Raw genomic sequence first — 19,769 nt, 5'->3', positions numbered from 1 at the left:
GGAACACCGCCATGACCAACGTCGTCTTCATCCACGGCCTCTGGATCTCACACACCGCCTGGCAACCGTGGCTCGATCGCTTCGCCGCCCGCGGCATCGCGGGCGTCGCGCCGGCCTGGCCCGGTGAGCACCCCACGGTCGACGCCACCCGCGCCGATCCGTCCTCACAGGCCGGCGTCGGCATCGACGAGATCACCGAGCACTTCGCCGACATCGTCGGCCGATTCGACACCCCGCCGGTGGTGATCGGACACTCGTTCGGCGGGCTCATCGCCCAGAAGCTGCTCGCGCAGCATCAGGCGTCGGCCGCGGTCGCCATCGACCCGGCTCCCATCAAGGGCGTCCTTCCGTTGCCGTGGGCCCAATTGCGCTCCGCCTTCCCGGTCCTCGGCAACCCGCTCAATCGCGGCCGCGCCACGGGCCTCAGCAGCGCGCAGTGGCGATACGGGTTCGGCAATGCGCTCGCACCCAAGGAGTCCGACGCGTTGTGGGAGCAGTGGGCCGTCCCGTCCCCCGGCCGGCCGCTGTTCCAGGCAGCCACCGCGAACTTCGCGCCGCGGTCGCCGGCGGCGGTCGACACGGCCGTCGCCACCCGCGGGCCGCTGCTCGTCACCGCGGGTACGCTCGACCACACCGTGCCGTACGCCTCCGCCAGAGCCACCCACGCCCTGTACCGAAAGTCCGCTGCCGTGACCGACTTTCATGCCTTCGAGGGCCGCGGTCACTCGCTCGTCATCGATCACGGCTGGCGCGACGTCGCCGACACCGCGCTGGACTGGCTCACCGCCCAGGGAGTCATCGCCGCCGCATGACCCCGTCCACGCCACCGCCGCAGCGGCGCACCGGAGACCGACGGTCACCGGTGCGTCGCCGCACCGCCAGCGACGAGGTGTCGACCGTCCTGTTGCACGCGGCCGAGAACGTCCTGGACCGCGACGGCACCGCGGGTGTCACGATCCGCGCCGTCGCCGGCGCGGCCGAGGTCGCACCGATGAGCGTCTACAACCGGTTCGGCAACAAGGACGGCTTGCTCGTCGCCCTGGCGACGCGAGCGCTCGACGAACTCGCCAAGGCCATCGCCACGCCCGACGGCGCGGCACCCGAGGACCGATTCCGCCGCGCCTGCCGCGCCTACCGTCGGTTCGCTCTCGCCCACCCTGCTAGGTATGCGTTGATCTTCGCCGCCGGCAGCCCGCTCAGTGACCAGGCCAGCCCGGTCGCGCAGCAGGGGCGATCGGTGTTCGGCATCCTGGTCGACCTCATCCGCGGCATCGGCGCTCCCGCTGACGCGACCGAGTCCGCCCAGGCCGCCTGGAGCGCCATTCACGGATCGATCTCCATCGAGGGCGTCGGCATTGGCCAAACACCGGACGCCGACACCAGTTTCGAGCATCTGCTTGATCTGCTCGTCGCCGGTCTCACGGCGTCCTGACGTCCGGCCCGTTTGTCGTCCGCCTGCCCGGGTAGCTCTCGTCCCCGACCCCGGAACCCACGATCGGAGACCTGCCATGGCACGCGCCACCATCTTCCACCAGTTGCACGACGTCGGCCTCGCCGCCTGGTTCGGCGGAACACTGGCCAACGCCGTCGCGCTCAACCCGGCGGCCTCGTCCAGCGGCGACTCCGCCCGCGTCGGCGCCGTCGCCAACGAGGGCTGGGACCGCTGGACGCCGGTGAACGCCGCCGCCATCGGCGCCCACCTCGTCGGTGCCGCCGGCCTGCTCAAGCACGACCTGGGCCGGGCCCGCGCCCAGCAGGGCGTCCCGACGATGGCCACTGCCAAGACGGTGCTGACCGTCGCCGCACTCGGCGTCACGGCCTACAGCAGGGCGCTCGGTCAGCGCGTGTCACGGGAGGGCGCCGTCCCGGCCGCGGACGGCACGACTCCCACCTCGTCGACGCCGCCGGACGTGGCGTCGGCGCAGAAGCAGCTGAAGCTGCTGCAGTGGGCGGTGCCCGCCCTCACCGGCGCGCTCACTGCGATCGGCGCCTACGCCGCCGAGCAGTACCGGCCCGAAGAGGTGTCGAAGGGCGTCGTGCAACGCCTGATCGGCTAGCCCCGCGCCTGATCGGCTAGTGCAGCGCTCGATCGGTGAGCGCAGCGGAACCGGCCGTCTCCTACCATCGGCGACATGGGCATCCCCGAAGTCGACCCGACGGCCGGTTCCCCGCTGCTGCGTCTCGGGGCACGCCTCACCGGCAACACGCCCGGACGGTGGATCACCCGCCGCGTCGCCCCGCGCGTCGACCGGCAGCTGCTGCGTCTGAGCAGGGGACGGCTGTCCTCGGCAGTGGTGACACCGGAGCTGTTGCTCGTGCACACCGGCGCCAAGACAGGGCGCCGCCGCACCACGCCGCTGACGTACTTCACCGACGCCGGACGGGCCGTCGTCATCGCCTCCAACTACGGGGGTTCGCGCCACCCGTCCTGGTATTACAACGTGCTCGCGCATCCCCGCGTCACGATCCGGGCCGGCGGACACACCGGAACCTTCGTCGGCCGGGAGGTCACCGGTGCCGAACGAGATCGTCTGTGGCAGTTGGCCGTCGACTTCATCCCGTCCTATGCCCAGTACGAACGGCTCGCCGCGCGCCGCACCATCCCCGTGCTCGTCTTCACCGAGGTCGGCGACGACGCCTGAGGTTCAGGACCGCCGCAGCGTCACGATCGTCACGTCGTCATCGGTGTCGCTGGTTCGCATCGCGACCGACAGATCGGACGCCTCGACGTGGTCGGCGCCGCGGAGGATCGTCTCGAGCCGCGCGACGCCGTCGTCGATGGTGGCGCCCCGGCGTTCGATGAGCCCGTCGGAGAACATCACCAACCCCTGGCCGGGACCGAGCGTGAACGTGCTCGGCGCATACCTCATGCCGCGGAAGCCGATTGCCGGCGACAGCGTGATCGGCGCGGGAATCGCGGGCCGGTCGGCATCGGTGAGGAATGGCGTGAGGTGCCCGGCGGACGCCGCCTCGACCAGCCCGGTCGTGGGATCGACGCGGACGACGATGACGGTCGCGAACGGCCGCCGCACCATGTGCACGCAGAAGTCGTTGAGCCGCTCGAGCGCCTCGGCCGGCGACGCCCCGTTGAACAGGTGCGCGCGCAACACGTTCCGCAGCTGCGCCATGGTGCCCGCCGCGGCGATGCCGTGCCCCGCGACGTCACCGAGCAGCACCAGCAGACGGCCGTCGGGCAGACGGAACGCGTCGTACCAGTCACCGCCGACGCGACCACCGACGGCCGGCTCGTAGTGCGCCGACAGCCGCCAATCCTGAACGGCGGGAATCGAATCCGGCAGCAGGCTGCGTTGCAGCGTCTCGGCCACCCGCAGCGTCTCGCGCGTCCGCCGGTACAGCGACTCCACCAGATGGCGGCGCAGGGCTTCGGCGGACTCCGTCTCGTTCGCCGTCCACGGCATGCTGCGGTGCCGCACCACCTCCCGCCACCGGTCGAAGGACCGGCGCGGGCTGATCCGCACGTGGTCCCCCTCGTCGACCGCGATGGCCTTGTTGTGCGGATCGCCGCCCCAGTCGACCGAGCGGACGGCCTCCTGGCGGAACCACACCGCGTACTGGTCCTCGGGCAGGTGCACGACGAGCGCGCCCGCCGCCACGTCCGGATCGATGTCGGTCTCCGGCAGATCCTCGGACAAGCACTGGCTCGTGGCGAATTCGTCGCCGGCACCACGCGCCCACTCGACGACCGCGGTCACCACGTCGGGTGTCGGGACGTCGCCGCGCTCCTCGCAGTCGCCGCCGATGTTCACGACCACGCCGTCCGCGGGCACCAGGTCCAAGAGGTCGGGCGCGCCGAGCAGCGCCGCGGTGAGCGGCTCGTCGTCGTCGAGCGTGGCCGCGGTCAGCTTGCCCAGCACCGCCTGCGCTGCCAGCCGGACGCGTAGCTGGTCGCCGTCGTCCTGGTCGACGAGGCGCAGCGACAGGGTGGAGCCGAGGAACTCCGCGGCCGCGCGGGCACCGTACGGCGGCAGGTGCGGTCCGGCGTAGTGGTGGCACGCGATCAGGCCCCACAGCCGACCGTGCCGCAGCAGGGAGATCGACATCGATGCGCGCACGCCCATGTTCTGCAGGTACTCGACGTGGATCGGTGACACGCTGCGCAGCGACGCGTGCGTCAGGTCGAGCGGCGGCCCCTCCTCGGCGGCCAGCAGCGGCGCCGGGATGTAGTCGACGTCGTCGATGAGCCGCAGCCAGTTCTTCTCGTACAGCGCCCGCGCCTGGGCAGGGATGTCGCTGGCCGGATAGTGCAGGCCGAGGAACGAGTTCAGCCCGTCGACCTTGGCTTCCGCGACGACCTCGCCGTTGTAGTCCTCGTCGTAGCGGTACACCATCACGCGGTCGAATCCGGTCAGCTCGCGCACCGCGCGCACGGTGACCTCGTACAGCTCGGCCAACGAGGTCGCGCGGTTGAGTTCCTCGACCGACACCCGCACCGCCTGGTAGGTGTTCGGGAAGCTGAACGGCCGCTCGCCGAAGGCGATCTCCAACTCGACCAGCAGTAGTCCGCCGGGCACGCGGTGCAGGATTGCATCGAACACCCGGCGGAAACCGCCGACGTCGACGATGCACTCCAGCGGATTGCGCTGCCGCAGGTCGCTGAACGTCGACACCGCCTGGATGAGCGACGCCGCCTGCCCGTCACCGATCAACGCCGACAGGTGCCTGCCGAGGACGTCGACGGCGGCCCGGCCGAGCAGGTGCTCGACGTTCGCGCTGACGTGACGCACGGTGAAGTCGGGCTCGTGCACCACCGCGAGCACGCCGCGCGGCTGGACGCTGCCGGGAATGTGGATCGGTTCGCGGGCGCAGTTCTCCAGGTCGATGGGAGTGCCCACCGGCAGGAGGTCGTCAGCGGAAGCCCCTCGAGGGTCTCGGCTGGTCACGGTGAAGTCGCCATGTGTCTCCCCGAATTATGCCTGGCACCCGGACGGCGCTGGTCAGAACCCGTCCTTCGCCCCCGTACTCGTCATCGACGCGTCACGCGGCAGGTCGACCGGCCGACGCTCGAACGGGCGTACCCGTTGCAATCCGTCGACGCAGCCTGTGGAGTCGTCGTCGATGACCATGCACCGCGATGCCGCGTCGACCGGCGACCTCCCCGGCCCGGGCGCGCGGGCGCCGCTGCTCGCGGCGGGATTCACCACGGCGTTCGGCGCACACGCCGTCGCAGGCACGCTCGGGACCACCAGCACCGGCACCGCGGCGTCGCTGCTGACGCTCGGCCTGCTGCTGGCGATCTACGACGGGGCCGAGATCGTGCTCAAACCGGTGTTCGGCTCGCTGGCCGACCGCATCGGCGCCCGCCCCGTGCTGATCGGCGGGCTCCTGGTCTTCGCGGTGTCGTCGCTCGGCTACGCCGTCGTCGACGACACGGCGTGGTTGTGGGCCGGGCGCGTCGGTCAGGGGATCGGGGCGGCGGCGTTCTCCCCGGCCGCCTCCGCACTGGTGGCGCGGCTGAGCCCTGCCGGGGGCCACGGCCGCGCGTTCGGCTCCTACGGCATGTACAAGTCGATCGGCTACACGCTCGGACCGCTGCTCGGCGGCGTCATCGTCACCTACGGCGGCGGGCTGCGCGGGCTGTTCGCGGTGATGGCGGTCCTCGGCGTGCTGGTCGCGTGCTGGGCTGCGCTGGCCGTGCCGCGGCTGGCACCGCTGCCGCGACGACGGCAGACCCTGCTCGACACCGCCCGCCGGCTCACCGATGCCGGCTTCGTCGTGCCGACGCTCGGCCTCGCGGTCGCGACCGGCGCGCTGTCGGTCGGCGTCGGGTTCCTGCCGCTGCTCGGCACCCAGGCCGGGTTCTCCGCCGTCGTCACCGGAGCGGTCGTGTCGGTGCTCGCGCTGACCACCGCGGTCGTCCAACCGCTGGCCGGGCGTGCCCTCGACGCCGGGCGGCTGGCACCGACGTCCGGCCTGCTCGCCGGGATGGCGGCCACCGCCGTCGGACTGCTGGCCGGCGCGCTGCCCGGTCTCGCGGGGCTGCTGTGCTCCGCGGTGGTGATCGGCGCGGGGTGCGGCGTCATCACCCCCCTCGCGTTCAGCGTCCTGGCCCGCTCGAGTCCGCCGGAGCACCTCGGTCAGACCATGGGCGCCGCCGAGATCGGCCGGGAGTGCGGGGACGCGGCGGGTCCCCTGCTGGTGGCCGGCGTCGCGGCGCTCAGCACCGTGCCAGTGGGCTTCGTCGCCCTGGCCGGGGTGGTCGGAATCGCCGGTGCCGCCACCGCCATCGGCGGACGTCGCAGCCCCACCGACGCCTGAACGCGATCCGGGGCACACTACGGGGGTGACGCGTCGCCGCCGGCACGCGCCGAACCGGAACCGGGGGACGCCATGACCGCCATCGAGCCGTCGATCCTGGCCACCGACGTCGGGCTGTGGATGTCGCTGCCCGCCTTCGGGCCGGCGCTCGTCGTGGTCGGGGTCATCGTCTACGTCGCCCGGCGCGACCGCCGCCGCGACGCCGCCGAGGCCGGCGACGGATCTCCGCGCGAGCCGGTCACCGGACCCTGACCCATGCCGGGGCAATGCCCACGCGTGGGTAGCGGGGTTCGCTATCGTCCCCGGGCATGACCGCTGCGACGCCACCAACCGGTCCGACCCTCGCCCCGACGAGCCTGCGCCGGGCCGTCCTGAACACCGTGCGCGGTTCGGCGGGCAACCTCGTCGAGTGGTACGACGTCTACGTCTACACCGTCTTCGCGACCTACTTCGAGGCGCAGTTCTTCGACTCCGACGACGAGAACTCGACGCTGTACATCTACGCCATCTTCGCCGTCACGTTCGTCATGCGGCCCATCGGTTCCTGGTTCTTCGGCCGCTACGCCGACCGGCGCGGGCGCAAGGCCGCACTGATGCTGAGCATCACGATCATGTCGGCGTGTTCGTTCCTGGTCGCGATCATGCCGACGCGCGAGGTCATCGGGTACTGGGCGGCGGTCATCCTGATCCTCGCGCGGCTGCTGCAGGGCTTCGCCACCGGCGGCGAATACGGCACGTCGGCCACGTACATGTCCGAGGCGGCGACCGCCAACCGGCGCGGCTTCCTGTCCTCGTTTCAATACGTGACGCTCGTCGGCGGCCACGTACTCGCACAATTCACTCTGCTGATCGCCCTCACGGTCCTCGACGTCGACGCCGTCACCGAATGGGGTTGGCGCATCGGCTTCTTCATCGGCGGCGTCGCCGCACTGGTGGTGCTCTGGCTGCGCCGTTCGATGGACGAGTCGCTCAGCGAGAACCACCTCACGGCGATCCGCGAGGGCCGCGACCAGTCCGCCGGATCGCTGCGGGCGCTGTTCACCACCTACTGGCGGCCGCTGCTGCTGGTCTTCCTCATCACCGCGGGCGGCACGGTGGCGTTCTACACCTACACGATCAACGCCCCCGCGATCGTGAAGTCGACGTTCGGCAAGGACCAGGCACTGACCGGCACGTGGATCAATCTGCTCGGACTCATCCTGCTCATGCTGCTGCAGCCGGTGGGCGGGCTGCTCAGTGACCGCGTCGGCCGCAAGCCACTGCTCGTCTTCTTCGGCATCGGCGGCGTCGCGTACACCTACGTGCTGCTGACCTACCTGCCGCAGACGTCGTCGCCGCTGCTGGCCTTCGCGCTGACGGCCGTCGGCTACGTCATCCTGACCGGCTACACGTCGGTGAACGCGATCGTGAAGGCGGAGCTGTTCCCGGCGGAGATCCGGGCACTCGGCGTCGGACTGGGGTACGCGCTGGCCAATTCGGCGTTCGGCGGCACCGCGCCGATGCTCTACCAGGCCGCGAAGTCCGGCGGACACGTCGGATGGTTCATCGTCTACGTCACCGTGGTGATCGCCGTCAGCCTCGCCGTCTACGTCTTCGTACTGCGCAACAAGGCCGCCACCGCGCTCGACCGGGAGCAGGGCAGCGCCTGGGCGGTTCCGCCGCCGCGATGACTGGGCGGCCCGCCGCCGCGCCGATGACTGGGCGGCCCGCCGCCTCGGTGAACTACCGGTTTGCGGAGGCGTGATGCGGTTACGCTGCGGCGCATGGCCGACATCATCGAACTCGTCTACGCCGATCACGATTGGCTGCGCCGCCAGTTCTTCCGGCTCGACGACGCGAAGACCGACGAGGAACTCGCAGCGATCTGGGACCTCCTCGGTACGCGCCTCGACGCGCACGCCGACGCCGAGGAGACGGTGTTCTACCCCGCACTGCTGAAGCACGGTGGACGCGACGTCCGCGGCAACCCCGAAGGTGACCCGGAGGACGAGACCGAGGACGCCATCACCGATCACAACGCCATCCGCGAGGCGGTGAAGGCGTCGCGCGAACACCGCGTGGGCACCCCGGAGTGGTTCGACGCAGTCCTGAAGGCGCGCACGGAGAACGGCGAGCACCTCGACGAGGAGGAGCGCGAGGCGATGCCCGACTTCATCAAGAGCGCGTCGCTGGAACTCCGCCACGAGCTGGGCATGCAGTGGCTGCGGTTCTACGCCGAGCGGGAATCCATCACCGGCATCGACGAGTCCAGCAAGGACGCGGACGCCTACATCGAGCAGCACTCCCCCTGAGCGCGTCCTCACAGCGGCACCCGCCCGCGCGTGAGACGAACGTGACACGAACCTCTCAGCCGATTCACACCGACGTCACGGCCACCCGACATGCTGGCCGGACGTTCGAGACGAGAGAGAAGCCCGCATGTCGTACGTGGACCCCAGACAATTCGTGACCAAGATGGTCGACGCCGGCGAGGCGAAGGCCTTCATGTCGACGCGGGACACCGTCCTGCGTGCCTACATGGCAGGCGCCATCCTGGCGCTCGCCGCCGCGTTCGCCGTGACGATCACCGTGCAGACCGGCAACGCGTTGCTCGGCGCGGTGCTGTTCCCGGTGGGCTTCTGCCTGCTCTACCTCATGGGTTTCGACCTGCTCACCGGCGTCTTCACCCTGGTGCCGCTGGCGCTGCTCGACAAGCGCCGCGGCGTCACCGTCGGCTCGATGCTGCGCAACTGGGGCCTGGTGTTCCTCGGCAACTTCCTCGGCGCGCTGACCGTCGCGGTCATGATCGCCATCACCCTCACCTACGGCTTCACCATGGATCCCAACGAGGTCGGCCAACGCCTCGGGGAGATCGGCGCCAGCCGGACGGTGGGGTACGCCGACCACGGCGCGGCGGGGATGCTCACGCTGTTCGTCCGCGGCGTCCTGTGCAACTGGATGGTGTCGACCGGCGTCGTCGCCGCGATGATGTCGACGTCCGTGTCGGGCAAGGTGATCACGATGTGGATGCCCATCATGCTGTTCTTCTACATGGGCTTCGAGCACTCGGTGGTCAACATGTTCCTGTTCCCGTCGGGACTCATGCTCGGCGGCGACTTCTCGATCGCCGACTATCTGGTGTGGAACGAAATCCCCACGGTGGTCGGCAATCTCGTGGGTGGGCTGACGTTCGTCGGGTTGACGCTGTACGCCACGCACGCCCGCACCGCGAGTGAGCGACGGCCCGCGGCCGAGGACTTCCGGCTTCCCGCCGAGGCGAGCGCATGACACGCGACGAGGTGACCGCCGAGATCCTCGCTGCCAGGTTGGCAACGGGGCTGACCTGGCAGCGACTCGCGGACGCCGTCGACAAGCCGGTGCTGTGGACCGTCGCCGCGCTGCTCGGGCAGCACCCGGTGCCGGTCGAGGCGGCTGAGGTCCTCGTCGAGATGCTCGGCCTCGACCCCGCCGTCGTGCCGGTGCTGGCGGCCGTGCCGATGCGCGGCGGTCTGCCGACCGCGGTGCCGACCGACCCGACGATCTACCGGTTCTACGAGGTGTTGCAGGTCTACGGCGGTGCCATCAAGGAAGTCATCCACGAGGACTTCGGCGACGGCATCATGAGCGCCATCAACTTCAGCATCGACGTGCAGCGCAAGCCGCATCCCGACGGCGATCGCGTCGTCGTCACGCTCGACGGCAAGTTCCTGCCGTACGCGTGGACGGCCGCGCCGGAGTAGCCGGTCCCCCGGAGGTCGCCGGGGAGGACACTGGAGCCATGATCGTGGCCTTCAGCATCAGTCCCCTGACCACCGACGACACCGGCGGCGTCGGCGACGCGGTGGCCGAGGCGGTTCGCATCGTGCGCGCATCCGGGCTGCCCAACGAGACCAACGCGATGTTCACCAACGTCGAAGGCGAATGGGACGAGGTGATGGCGGTCGTGAAGCAGGCGGTCGACGCCGTCGCCGCCGTCGCGCCACGCGTCAGCTTGGTCATCAAGGCCGACATCCGCCCCGGGCACACCGGGCAGCTCACCGCGAAGGTCCAGCGCATCGAGGACGCGCTCGGCTGAGGCTCAGAGCGCCACGGCCTCGTATCCGCCGATGCCGCCGCTGAGCAGCCGTGCGTGATCGTCACCGGTGCCGAGGGTGTTGTTGATGGCCGTCAGACGGGCGGCGTAGTGCCCGACCGGGTACTCCGCGGTGACGCCGATGCCGCCGTGCAGCTGGATGGCCTCCTGCGCGATGTGTCGCCCGGAGCGTGCGACCTGCAGCTTGGCCCGCGAGGCGATCGCCGGATCGACGTTGCCGTCGGCGAGCGACATCGTCGCGTAGAAGGTCATGCTGCGCGCCAGTTCCAGTGACACGTACATGTCGGCAGCGCGGTGCGTCAGCGTCTGGAACGTCTTGAGCGGCACACCGAACTGCTTGCGCGCGTTCAGGTATTCGGTCGTCAGCTTCAGCGCTTCGGCCATCGCGCCCACCGCCTCGGCGCACAGTCCCGCCTGGTAGCGCACCAGCGCCCGGGAGACGGCGTCCGAGGCATCCCCGCCGGACCCCAGTGGCTCCGCCGGCACCGCGTCGAAGTCCACGACGGCCCCGCGGTGGCCGTCGACCGTCCTATACGGACGACGGCCCGTCGCCGCGCCGTCGACGAGGAACAGCCCGACGCTGCCGTCGGGCAACGCGGCGGTCACAAGGAGGGTGTCGGCCGAATCACCGGCTGCCACGGCGCTCTTCGTCCCGCTCAGCGTCCACGCGTCGCCCTGCTGGCTGGCCTTCGTGGACAGCTCGTCCTGCGGCAGCCGCATCCCCGGCTCGAGGTAGGCCAACGCCAGCAGCTTCGTGCCGGCGGCGACCTCGTCGAGGATGGCCTTCTGGGCGTCGTTGCCGAGTTCGGCGACGAGACCGCCCGGGATCAGCGCGGCCTCCAGCACCGGCTCGGGCGCCAGCCGCGCGCCGATCTCGGTGAGGACCACCATGGCTTCGAGCGGGCCGGACTCCTCGGGCTCGAATCCCAATGCGAGAACGCCCAACTCGGCCAGCTGCTGCCAGATCTTGCGGTTCCAGCCGAGGTCGCTCTCGAGCACCGCGTTCAGCTTCTCGATGTCGTACCCGCGGGACAGCAGCTCGCGCGTGGTGTCGGCCAGCAGTTGCTGTTCTTCGGTGAAGTCGAAGTCCATGTCAGCTCACAGTCCCAGGATGGTCGAGGCGATGATGGTGCGCTGGACCTCGTTGGTCCCGCCGTAGATCGACGTCTTGCGGTAGTTGAGGTAATGCGGCGCGGCCTCGTGGGCCCATGCCAGATCGTCGGTCTCGGCGGCGTCTCCGGCGACGCTCGGGACGGCGTCCGGCCCCGCAACCTCCAGCAGCAGCTCGGTGGCCGCCTGCTGCAGCTGGCTGCCCCGCAGCTTGAGGATCGAGGATGCCGGGTTCGGCTTGCCGTCCGCCTCGGATCCGCCCACCCGGCGCTGGGTGATCTCGAGCGCTAGCACCTCGTTCTCCAGCTCCGCGACGCGGGCCGCGAACAGCGGGTCCTCGAGCAGCGACGCACCGTTCACCCGCACCTGGGCCGCGTGCTGCTTGGCCTGCACCAGCCAGCGCTTGGTCATGCCGATCCGGGCGATGCCCGACCGCTCGTGGCTCAGCAGGTACTTGGCGTAGGTCCAGCCCGCATTCTCCTCGCCGACGAGCTGGTCGGCGGGGACCCGGACGTCGTCGAAGAAGACCTCGTTGACCTCGTAGCCGCCGTCGATCAACTTGATGGGCCGCAGCGTGATGCCGGGCGTGTTCATCTCGGCGAGCAGGAAGGAGATTCCGGCCTGCCGCTTGGGTGCGTCGGGATTGGTGCGGGCGAGGACGAAGATCCAGTCCGCGTACTGCCCAAGTGTGGTCCACGTCTTCTGCCCGTTGATGACGTAGTCATCACCGTCACGGACGGCGGTGGTGCGCAGCGAGGCGAGGTCGGAGCCGGCCTCCGGCTCGGAGAACCCCTGGCACCACCAGATGTCGAGGTTGGCAGTCGGCGGCAGGAAGCGCTTCTTGACGTCCTCGGAGCCGAACTGCGCGATCACCGGACCCACCATGCTGGCGTTGAACGCGAGCGGTTCGGGCACGCCGGCCATCTGCAGTTCGTCGGCCCAGATCTGCTTGCGGATCGGCGTCCAGTCCTGGCCGCCCCACTCGACCGGCCACCCCGGCACGGCCCAGCCGCGCGCGTTGAGCAGCCGCTGGCAGGTGACGATGTCGTCGGGGAACCGGGGGTGCCCCGCCCTCCCCCGTTCGCGGACGTCCGCCGGGATCTCGGTGGCGATGAACTCCCGGAGTTCCTCGCGGAACGCGACGTCGTCGTCGCTCAGAGCCAGTTTCACGGCAGCCTCGGTCCTTCCGTCGTTGCGGGTTGATGTCTACCCCACTAACCGGTCGGTCACTCGCCCGGGCTCCCCTAGAGCCGGCGCAGGGCCCCGGCGTCGAGTTCGGCGAGCGAGGTGATGCCGGCCAGGCCCATCGTGATGTCGAACTCGGCGATGACGTTCTCGACGACGCTCTGGACGCCCCGCCGCCCGTCGACCGCGAGGCCGTAGACGTGCGGGCGACCGATGGCCACCGCGTCGGCGCCCAGCGCGAGCGCCTTGAACACGTCGGCGCCCCCGCGCACCCCGGAGTCGAGGATCACCGTCGCCCGGCCGTCGACGGCCGCGGCGACGTCGACGAGCGCATCGGCGGCGCCGATCACCGAATCGATCTGGCGGCCGCCGTGCGTCGAGACGACGATGCCGTCGACGCCGAGGTCGACGGCGTGGCGGGCGTCGTCGGGATGCAGGATGCCCTTGAGCACGATCGGCAGCCGGGTGCGCTGGCGCAGCCCCTCGATGTCGGCCCAGCACAGGGACGGCCGCGAGTAGGTGTCGAGGAACGTCTCCACGCTCGCCCGGGGAACCGGAGAGACGAGGTTGCGCCAGAAGCTGCCCGGGACGTGCCGGGCCAGCGACAGCAGCGTCCGTACCGCGCCGACGGTCACCTCGACCTCCGGGCGCTGCCCGGCGGCCTTCGCGGCGGCGATGCGGTCGCGCACCGACGAGCGGAAGGCGGGATCGGACGTGTACTGGGCGATGCCGATGGCCTGGGTGAACGGCAGTGACCCGAGGTTGAGGTCCTGCGGCCGCCACCCCAGCTGGGTGGTGTCCAGGGTGACGACGAGGGCGTCGGCGCCGATGGCCTCCGCCCGCCGGATGAAGCTCGCGACGACGTCGTCGTCGGTCGACCAGTAGAGCTGGAACCAGCGCGGTGCGGCGTCGGCCCCGCGCGCGGCCGCCACGCGGTCCATCTCGGCCGCGACGTCCTCCATCGGGGCGGAGCCCTGGTTGGAGAAGACGTACGGGACGCCCAGGGCCGCGGCCGCGGCACCGATGTCGACGTCGGCATCGGGTCGGATCAGCCCGGCTGCGCCGACGGGCGCGAGCAGCACCGGTGCGGGCAGGCGGCGCCCGAACACCTCCACCGACAGGTCGCGGCGCGAGGTGTCGCGCAGCACCCGCGGGACGATGGCCCACCGGTCGAGCGCCTCGCGGTTGCGGGTCATGCCGGCGCCTTCACCGGCACCACCGGCGACGTAGGCCCAGGCCCGGTCCGACATCCGCCGGCGCGCGAGCCGTTCGAGCGCGGTGAAGTTCGTCGGGACGGTGGGCCGGTGCCCGAAGACGCCGGCCCGGTAGACGTCCTCCTGGCGTTCGCGTCCGGGGTGCGGGACGGGATCTGGTGTGGTCATCGCTTCGCCACGGTAGAGGGTCGCCCCTGATCGATGGCTGTGAACGGCGACCGGCGCACATTCGTCGTGGATCGGTGCTTCGATCCACGCGACACGGGGTACTAGCCGCTTCGGTACGTCTACTGCACAACGAATCGAGGACACACGATGACCGAACGCCGTACGACCCGTCGATTCTCTGCCGCTGCAGGGATCGCCGCCGTGATCGCCCTGAGCACGCTGACCGCGGCCTGCGGTGGCAGCGACAGCGGTGACGAGTCGAGCACCTCGAGCACGACGTCCAGCACGACGGCCACCACCACCGCGACGACGGTGACCACGACTCCGGCCGCCCCGGCCGAGACCTCCCCTGCGCCGGGTGCCGGCGCCGGTGAGGGCGGCGCCTCCGCCACGGCCCCGGGTGCGGGCGCCGGTGCCGGTGAGGGCGGCGCGAGCGCCTCGGTGCCGGGTGCCGGCGCCGGTGCCGGTCCGGGCGGCGCGAGCGCGGGCGTTCCGGGTGCGGGTGCGGGCGCAGGCCCCGGCGGTGCGACCGCGGGCGTCCCGGGCGCGGGCGCGGGTGCCGGCCCCGGTGGCGCAGGTGCGTGCGCCGGCGGCATCTGCGTCGGCACGGGCGGCTAACCCCGCCGCTGCGGCCCCGCGGTCCGCAGCACTTCGTCACACGACGGTTGAGGTGCCCTCGTCGAGGGCACCTCAACTCGTCGTTGGAGGAGGTGTCATGCCCGGATGGTTGGCAGCGGGTTGGTGGGGCCTGGTGGCCGGCGGAGCGCTGGTCGTCGGCGCGGCGATCGCGTGGTGGGTGCGGGTGCCGCCCCGCGTCGTGGCGGCGGTCATGGCGTTCGGCGCCGGGGTGCTCATCTCGGCGCTTGCGTTCGACCTGGTCGACGAGGCTGAGCAAGCCGGCGGCCTGCTGGCCGTCGCGCTCGGCTTCCTGGGCGGTGCTGGGGCCTACGTCGCCGCGAACGTCGCCCTGGCGCGGCGCGGTGCCCGGCACCGCAAGCGGTCCGACCGGCAGCCCAGTGAGGAGCAGGACCAGGGCAGCGGCGCCGCGATCGCCATCGGCGCGCTGCTCGACGGCATCCCGGAGTCGGTGGTGCTGGGCGTGTCGCTGCTCGGCGGCTCTGGTGTCGGGCTTCCGGTCCTCGCGGCGGTCTTCATCTCGAATCTGCCCGAGGGACTGTCCAGCGCTGCGGGCATGAAGCAGGCCGGCCGCAGTGCGCGGTACGTCTTCGGCGTCTGGATCGGCATCGCCGTGATGAGTGGTCTGGCGGCGTGCATCGGCTACCTCGCGCTCGCCGATGCCTCGCCGTTCGTCATCGCCGTGATCACGGCCGTCGCCGCGGGCGCGATCCTCACGATGATCGCCGACACGATGGTGCCGGAGGCCTTCGAACGGACCCACGTCCTGACCGGCATGATCACCACGGTCGGCTTCCTCACCGCCTTCGCCATCGAGCGCATGTCCTGAGCCGCAGTGGGTAGACCGCCGCCGGGGATTTGGGCGAGGAGGTGGCCGTGACCGACCGCATCGCCGAACCGTGGGGAGAACGCACGCCGTACGGACCGGGCGACCCGTGGCCGCAGCGCGTCGACGAGTACCTGCTCGACGGCGTCCATCCGCAACACGTCGAGCGGTGGGTGCAGTCCGCGGCGGTGCTGCACTCCAACGGCGACGGGCTGGACATCGCCGTCGCGAAGGGGCGGATGGTCGGCGTCCGCGGGCGGGCGGTCGACCGGGTCAATCACGGGCGGCTCGACGCCAAGGATCTGTTCGGCTGGCAGGCCAACCACGCGGCCGACCGGCTTACGACGCCACTGATCCGCCGCAACGGCCGGCTGGTCGAGACCGACTGGGATACCGCGATGAACGCGGTCGTCGCCCACAGCCGGGCGCTGCTCGCCGAACAGGGGCCCAGCGCAATCGGTTTCTACACCTCCGGTCAGTTGTTCCTCGAGGAGTACTACACCCAGGCCGTCATCGCCCACGGCGCCATCGGCACCAACCACGTCGACGGCAACACCCGGCTGTGCACGGCGACGGCGGCCGAGGCGCTCAAGGAGTCCTTCGGGTGCGACGGCCAGCCCGGCTCCTACACCGACGTCGACCACGCCGACGTCATCGCGCTGTTCGGTCACAACGTCGCCGAGACGCAGTCGGTGCTGTGGATGCGTATGCTCGACCGGCTCGCCGGACCGAACCCGCCGGCGATCGTCTGCGTCGACCCCCGCCCGACACCGGTGGCCCGGCAGGCCACCGTGCACCTCGCGCCGCTGCCCGGCACCAACGTCGCACTGATGAACGGGCTGCTGCACGAGATCCTCGCCCACGATTGGGTCGACCACGACTACGTGGCCGCCCACACCATCGGCTACGCCGAACTCGCCAAGCGGGTCGCGGAATTCCCGCCGCAGCGGGTGGCGCGCATCTGCGACGTCGACGCCGCGGACCTGCGCCGGGCAGCCGAGATCATCGGAACCGCGCGGCGCCTGCTGTCGACGGTGCTGCAGGGTTTCTATCAGTCCCACCAAGCCACGGCGGCCGCCGTCCAGGTGAACAACGTCCACCTCGTCCGCGGCATGCTGGGCAAGCCGGGGTGCGGTGTCCTGCAGATGAACGGCCAGCCCACGGCGGAGAACACCCGCGAGTGCGGCGCCGACGGGGATCTCGCGGGGTTCCGCAACTGGGCCAACGACGCCCACATCGAGCAGTTGGCGCAGCTGTGGAATCTCGACGCCGCGCAGATCCCTCACTACGCGCCGCCGACGCACGCCATGCAGATCTTCCGCTACGCCGAGCAGGGGACGCTGCGGATGCTGTGGGTGACCGCGACCAACCCCGCGGTGTCCCTACCCGAACTGGCGCGCATCCGACGCATCCTCGCCCAGGACCGGCTGTTCCTCGTGGTGCAGGACGCCTTTCGCACCGAGACCGCCGAGCTGGCCGACGTCGTCCTGCCCGCTGCCGCGTGGGGCGAGAAGACGGGAACGTTCACCAATGCCGATCGCACGGTGCACCTCTCGGACAAGGCCGTCGACCCACCCGGGGATGCGCGACCCGACCTCGACATCTTTCTTGATTACGCCCGTCGCATGGACTTCCGCGACCGGGACGGAGAACCGTTGCCGCCGTGGAACACCCCCGAGGAGGCCTTCGCGGCGTGGCAGCGGTGCAGCGCCGGACGACCGTGTGACTACACCGGTTTGAGCTACGACGCCCTTCGCGGGGGCAGCGGCATCCAGTGGCCCTGCACCGACGAGCACCCCGACGGCACCGAGCGGCTGTACGCCGACGGCACGTTCTTCGCCCACCCCGACTACTGCGAGACCTACGGCAAGGACCTCATCACCGGCGCACCGCTGGAACCCACCGAATACCGGGCGATGAACCCCGACGGCAGGGCGATCATCAAGGCGGCCGAGTACGTTCCGGCACACGAACGGCCGTCTGCCGACTACCCCTTCGGGTTGATCACGGGGCGCACGGTGTACCACTTCCACACCCGCACCAAGACGGGACGCACACCGCAGCTCCAGGCCGCGGCACCCGAGGTGTGGGCGGAGATCGCCGAGACCGATGCGCAGCGCCTCGGCGTCGCCGAAGGCGACATGCTGGAGATACGCACCCCGCGCGGCTGCGTCCTCGCGGCGGCGCGCATCACCGCCATCCGGCCCGGAGTGGTGTTCCTGCCCTTCCACTACGGCTACTGGGACCGCGACGGGGACGGGATTGCCGACGGGGATGGCCACCATCGCGCCGCCAACGAACTCACACTCACCGACTGGGATCCGGTGTCCAAGCAACCCATCTTCAAGACGGCCGCGGCGGCCGTGCGTCGCGTGGGTGCAGGCTCGTGAGCAAGCTCGGCCTGGCGGTCGCCGAATTACACCGCAGTGAACGACGTCTCGCACACGAGCTACGCACGGTGTCTGCCCGGCACCACGCCGACCAGGACATCAGCCACCTCGCCGACGACCTGGCCGGGTGGAGCGAGGAACACGTGGCGCTGCTCGCCGAGCACGGCCGCCGTCACGGGATGCACCTGCGGACGAGTTCTCGGCGGTTCGCCCTGCGGCGGGCAGTCGAGGAGCGGATCGCCGACCTGGTCCGCCGACGTCGCGAACCGGCGATGCTGCTGCTGGCCGATCTGCGCCGCATCCACCGCGTGGCGGCGGGCGTGTCGCTGGACTGGGAGCTGCTCGGCCAAGGAGCCCAGGCGGCGAAGGACCTCGACCTGCTCGACGTCACCACCCGCTGCCATCCGCAGACGCTGCGGCAAATGCGCTGGGCGAACGCGATGCTGAAGGAGTTGTCACCGCAGGTCCTTGCGTCCTGAAGCAACCGGTCGAGACGTCGACACGATTTCGTCCGAACACGTCTCACCAAGATCACGACGGTCTAACCTCACAGCCACTCGACAGGACTCAACGAGGAGGCCGACCGTGTACGTCACCCTGCGCCCAGCCGTCACATCGGGAATCGCGCTGATCGGCGCGAGCGCCATTGCTTTGACGCCGGTGTCCCCGATCCCCACCCCGAGTCGGTTCGACCTCGCCGCAGCGCAGACCGTCAGCCGGGTCGCTGCGGTCGATCTGGCCGCGCTCGAGCTGCCCTACATCCTCACCCTTCCCGTCGTGCGGCAGTCGCTCCGCAACTGGGCGGCCAACTGGGCCGTCTACCTCGCCGGGCTGGGCAAGGCCGGCGTAGGCGTCGTGCAGTCGGTGGCCGCCATACCGGAAGTGACGGTCGCGATCGTTCGGCAGGCGCTCGCGCTCGACTTCGTCGGCGCGTTCAACACGTTCGCCCTCGCCGTCCGTGATGCCGTCGTCGCCGTCGGCGAGCCGCTCCTCGAGTCCGTGATCTGGCGCAATCAGAAGGCGGATCTCGTCAACGCGGCACTGCAAGCCGCCGTCCCGAAGGCGTGGATCGACGTCGCAAACGGCTTCCTCGCCGCCGGCAACGGCGTCGTGACGTCGCTCATCGAAGGTTCGCAGAACCTCGTCGCCGCATTCCTCACGCTCAACCTGGGGAACATCGTCGACGCCGCTCTCGAGGGGACCAAGGACTTCTTCGCCTCGCTCGGCGACGGAGCGCGCCTGATCGTCGAGGGCATCGAGGCAGCGCAGCTCGGGATCGCGACGGCTCTGGCGACGAACCCGCCGCCGAGTCCCTTCGAGGACCCCGCACCGAACGTCTCGCCGCCGTCGACATTCGCCGCACGCTCTGCACCGGACGCCGCCGGCGTCCCGGAGGTGGATGCCTCGTTGGTCACCCTGGGCTCGGTGCCACGGTCCGCCGCCGGTCTGCCTCAGGAGACGCCGTCGGCCGACAGCACCACGCCCGACAGCGCGACGGCCGACAGCACCACGTCCGACACCATGACGTCCAGCAGCGCCGGTGCGGTCATCGACCCGTCGTTGCCGTCGGATGCCACCCACGACGTCGTTCCGTCGTCCGGCACGGAACCGGTCGAGCCCTCCGACGTCGACGGCCTCTCGGAACCGCCCGTGGCGCCGAAGAACGCGACCCCGGAGAAGCCGAACGGCACGAGCAACGCCACGACGACTGGCTCGCAGGGCACCACGGCGCCGCAGGGCAGTACGGCCGCGCAGTCCACCGACGCCGACAAGCCGTCGAACGACGCCTCTCCCGGCGCGGGCGACGGCGGTCATCCGAGCAAGGCCGGCGACACTCAGAAGGACGCGAAGGACACGAAGGACACGTCGGACTCGTCGGACGCGACGTGAGC

General features: G+C 70.8%; 20 protein-coding genes. 16 read left to right on the top strand and 4 right to left on the bottom strand.

Annotation, left to right across the window (positions count from 1 at the left end):
- Nucleotides 1-11 precede the first annotated feature (11 nt).
- From FZ046_RS07555 to FZ046_RS07540, 4 genes are all read left to right on the top strand, one after another.
- Complete coding sequence (locus FZ046_RS07555) at nt 12-812, top strand: alpha/beta hydrolase (RefSeq protein ID WP_070353945.1); 801 nt, start codon at nt 12-14, stop codon at nt 810-812.
- Nucleotides 809-1,432, top strand: coding sequence for a TetR/AcrR family transcriptional regulator (locus FZ046_RS07550; RefSeq protein ID WP_070353901.1), 624 nt, complete (start codon nt 809-811; stop codon nt 1,430-1,432). Before FZ046_RS07555 ends, FZ046_RS07550 begins: the two co-directional genes overlap by 4 nt.
- 76 nt (nt 1,433-1,508) lie before the next feature.
- Entirely contained in the window at nt 1,509-2,057 is a 549-nt protein-coding gene (locus tag FZ046_RS07545; RefSeq protein ID WP_070353900.1) for a hypothetical protein, read from the top strand.
- A 75-nt stretch (nt 2,058-2,132) separates the two neighbouring features.
- On the top strand, nt 2,133-2,642 hold the full coding sequence (locus FZ046_RS07540; protein ID WP_070353899.1) for a nitroreductase family deazaflavin-dependent oxidoreductase: 510 nt from the start codon (nt 2,133-2,135) through the stop codon (nt 2,640-2,642).
- Between the two features lie 3 nt (nt 2,643-2,645).
- On the opposite strand, the gene FZ046_RS07535 is transcribed toward FZ046_RS07540, so the two are convergent.
- The gene (locus FZ046_RS07535; protein ID WP_246182929.1) at nt 2,646-4,853 is read right to left on the bottom strand and encodes a SpoIIE family protein phosphatase; all 2,208 of its coding nucleotides are present in this window, start codon (nt 4,851-4,853) and stop codon (nt 2,646-2,648) included.
- A gap of 223 nt (nt 4,854-5,076) precedes the next feature.
- Here FZ046_RS07535 and FZ046_RS07530 point away from each other — a divergent pair, with 223 nt between their 5' ends.
- The 7 genes from FZ046_RS07530 (at nt 5,077) to FZ046_RS07500 (ending at nt 10,330) form a co-directional block, all read left to right on the top strand.
- A complete protein-coding gene (locus FZ046_RS07530) occupies nt 5,077-6,276 on the top strand; it encodes an MFS transporter (protein ID WP_246182928.1) in 1,200 nt (399 codons plus the stop codon).
- Nucleotides 6,277-6,348: 72 nt separating this feature from the next.
- Nucleotides 6,349-6,528: a hypothetical protein gene (locus FZ046_RS07525; RefSeq protein WP_070353896.1), complete on the top strand. Its 180-nt coding sequence runs from the start codon at nt 6,349-6,351 to the stop codon at nt 6,526-6,528.
- Between the two features lie 56 nt (nt 6,529-6,584).
- Nucleotides 6,585-7,946: an MFS transporter gene (locus tag FZ046_RS07520; protein ID WP_070353895.1), complete on the top strand. Its 1,362-nt coding sequence runs from the start codon at nt 6,585-6,587 to the stop codon at nt 7,944-7,946.
- 93 nt (nt 7,947-8,039) lie between these two features.
- Entirely contained in the window at nt 8,040-8,567 is a 528-nt protein-coding gene (locus FZ046_RS07515) for a hemerythrin domain-containing protein (RefSeq protein WP_070353894.1), read from the top strand.
- Nucleotides 8,568-8,694: 127 nt separating this feature from the next.
- On the top strand, nt 8,695-9,543 hold the full coding sequence (locus tag FZ046_RS07510) for a formate/nitrite transporter family protein (RefSeq protein WP_070353893.1): 849 nt from the start codon (nt 8,695-8,697) through the stop codon (nt 9,541-9,543).
- Entirely contained in the window at nt 9,540-9,995 is a 456-nt protein-coding gene (gene cynS / locus FZ046_RS07505) for a cyanase (RefSeq protein WP_070353892.1), read from the top strand. The genes FZ046_RS07510 and cynS overlap by 4 nt, the downstream gene beginning before the upstream one ends.
- 38 nt (nt 9,996-10,033) lie before the next feature.
- Nucleotides 10,034-10,330 carry a thiamine-binding protein gene (locus FZ046_RS07500; protein WP_070353944.1) on the top strand — a complete coding sequence of 99 codons (297 nt, stop codon included), beginning with the start codon at nt 10,034-10,036 and terminating at the stop codon, nt 10,328-10,330.
- 3 nt (nt 10,331-10,333) lie between these two features.
- On the opposite strand, the gene FZ046_RS07495 is transcribed toward FZ046_RS07500, so the two are convergent.
- The 3 genes from FZ046_RS07495 to FZ046_RS07485 all read right to left on the bottom strand — a co-directional run bounded on the left by FZ046_RS07495 (nt 10,334) and on the right by FZ046_RS07485 (nt 14,025).
- Nucleotides 10,334-11,440 (bottom strand): acyl-CoA dehydrogenase family protein, encoded by a 1,107-nt coding sequence (locus FZ046_RS07495; protein ID WP_070353891.1) that lies wholly within the window; start codon nt 11,438-11,440, stop codon nt 10,334-10,336.
- Between the two features lie 6 nt (nt 11,441-11,446).
- On the bottom strand, nt 11,447-12,628 hold the full coding sequence (locus tag FZ046_RS07490) for an acyl-CoA dehydrogenase family protein (protein WP_070353890.1): 1,182 nt from the start codon (nt 12,626-12,628) through the stop codon (nt 11,447-11,449).
- Nucleotides 12,629-12,702: 74 nt separating this feature from the next.
- The gene (locus tag FZ046_RS07485; protein ID WP_070353889.1) at nt 12,703-14,025 is read right to left on the bottom strand and encodes an alpha-hydroxy-acid oxidizing protein; all 1,323 of its coding nucleotides are present in this window, start codon (nt 14,023-14,025) and stop codon (nt 12,703-12,705) included.
- A 201-nt stretch (nt 14,026-14,226) separates the two neighbouring features.
- Between FZ046_RS07485 and FZ046_RS27315 the strand changes: the two genes are divergently transcribed.
- From FZ046_RS27315 to FZ046_RS07460, 5 genes are all read left to right on the top strand, one after another.
- Complete coding sequence (locus FZ046_RS27315; RefSeq protein WP_170292370.1) at nt 14,227-14,643, top strand: hypothetical protein; 417 nt, start codon at nt 14,227-14,229, stop codon at nt 14,641-14,643.
- A 97-nt stretch (nt 14,644-14,740) separates the two neighbouring features.
- Complete coding sequence (locus FZ046_RS07475) at nt 14,741-15,490, top strand: ZIP family metal transporter (protein ID WP_070355406.1); 750 nt, start codon at nt 14,741-14,743, stop codon at nt 15,488-15,490.
- Nucleotides 15,491-15,531: 41 nt separating this feature from the next.
- On the top strand, nt 15,532-17,877 hold the full coding sequence (locus FZ046_RS07470) for a molybdopterin oxidoreductase family protein (RefSeq protein WP_070355412.1): 2,346 nt from the start codon (nt 15,532-15,534) through the stop codon (nt 17,875-17,877).
- Nucleotides 17,874-18,356, top strand: a complete 483-nt coding sequence (locus FZ046_RS07465) for a hypothetical protein (RefSeq protein WP_070355405.1) — start codon at nt 17,874-17,876, stop codon at nt 18,354-18,356. The genes FZ046_RS07470 and FZ046_RS07465 overlap by 4 nt, the downstream gene beginning before the upstream one ends.
- Nucleotides 18,357-18,462: 106 nt before the next feature.
- Entirely contained in the window at nt 18,463-19,767 is a 1,305-nt protein-coding gene (locus FZ046_RS07460; protein WP_070355404.1) for a hypothetical protein, read from the top strand.
- Nucleotides 19,768-19,769 lie beyond the last annotated feature (2 nt).

Origin of the sequence: Mycolicibacterium grossiae (genome assembly GCF_008329645.1) — a bacterium.
Lineage (GTDB): Bacteria > Actinomycetota > Actinomycetes > Mycobacteriales > Mycobacteriaceae > Mycobacterium > Mycobacterium grossiae.
The sequence above is the reverse complement of the archived record's forward strand: the minus strand, read 5'-3'. Positions and strand labels throughout refer to the sequence as shown.

What these genes read in the sequence shown, in the direction of transcription:
- cynS (WP_070353892.1), top strand. Translation starts at nt 9,540, where the DNA reads ATGACACGCGACGAGGTGACCGCCGAGATCCTCGCTGCCAGGTTGGCA.
- FZ046_RS07510 (WP_070353893.1), top strand. Translation starts at nt 8,695, where the DNA reads ATGTCGTACGTGGACCCCAGACAATTCGTGACCAAGATGGTCGACGCC.
- FZ046_RS07540 (WP_070353899.1), top strand. Translation starts at nt 2,133, where the DNA reads ATGGGCATCCCCGAAGTCGACCCGACGGCCGGTTCCCCGCTGCTGCGT.
- FZ046_RS07515 (WP_070353894.1), top strand. Translation starts at nt 8,040, where the DNA reads ATGGCCGACATCATCGAACTCGTCTACGCCGATCACGATTGGCTGCGC.
- FZ046_RS07485 (WP_070353889.1), bottom strand. Translation starts at nt 14,025, where the DNA reads ATGACCACACCAGATCCCGTCCCGCACCCCGGACGCGAACGCCAGGAG.
- FZ046_RS07500 (WP_070353944.1), top strand. Translation starts at nt 10,034, where the DNA reads ATGATCGTGGCCTTCAGCATCAGTCCCCTGACCACCGACGACACCGGC.
- FZ046_RS07550 (WP_070353901.1), top strand. Translation starts at nt 809, where the DNA reads ATGACCCCGTCCACGCCACCGCCGCAGCGGCGCACCGGAGACCGACGG.
- FZ046_RS07545 (WP_070353900.1), top strand. Translation starts at nt 1,509, where the DNA reads ATGGCACGCGCCACCATCTTCCACCAGTTGCACGACGTCGGCCTCGCC.
- FZ046_RS07475 (WP_070355406.1), top strand. Translation starts at nt 14,741, where the DNA reads ATGCCCGGATGGTTGGCAGCGGGTTGGTGGGGCCTGGTGGCCGGCGGA.
- FZ046_RS07555 (WP_070353945.1), top strand. Translation starts at nt 12, where the DNA reads ATGACCAACGTCGTCTTCATCCACGGCCTCTGGATCTCACACACCGCC.
- FZ046_RS07525 (WP_070353896.1), top strand. Translation starts at nt 6,349, where the DNA reads ATGACCGCCATCGAGCCGTCGATCCTGGCCACCGACGTCGGGCTGTGG.
- FZ046_RS07495 (WP_070353891.1), bottom strand. Translation starts at nt 11,440, where the DNA reads ATGGACTTCGACTTCACCGAAGAACAGCAACTGCTGGCCGACACCACG.
- FZ046_RS07530 (WP_246182928.1), top strand. Translation starts at nt 5,077, where the DNA reads ATGACCATGCACCGCGATGCCGCGTCGACCGGCGACCTCCCCGGCCCG.
- FZ046_RS07520 (WP_070353895.1), top strand. Translation starts at nt 6,585, where the DNA reads ATGACCGCTGCGACGCCACCAACCGGTCCGACCCTCGCCCCGACGAGC.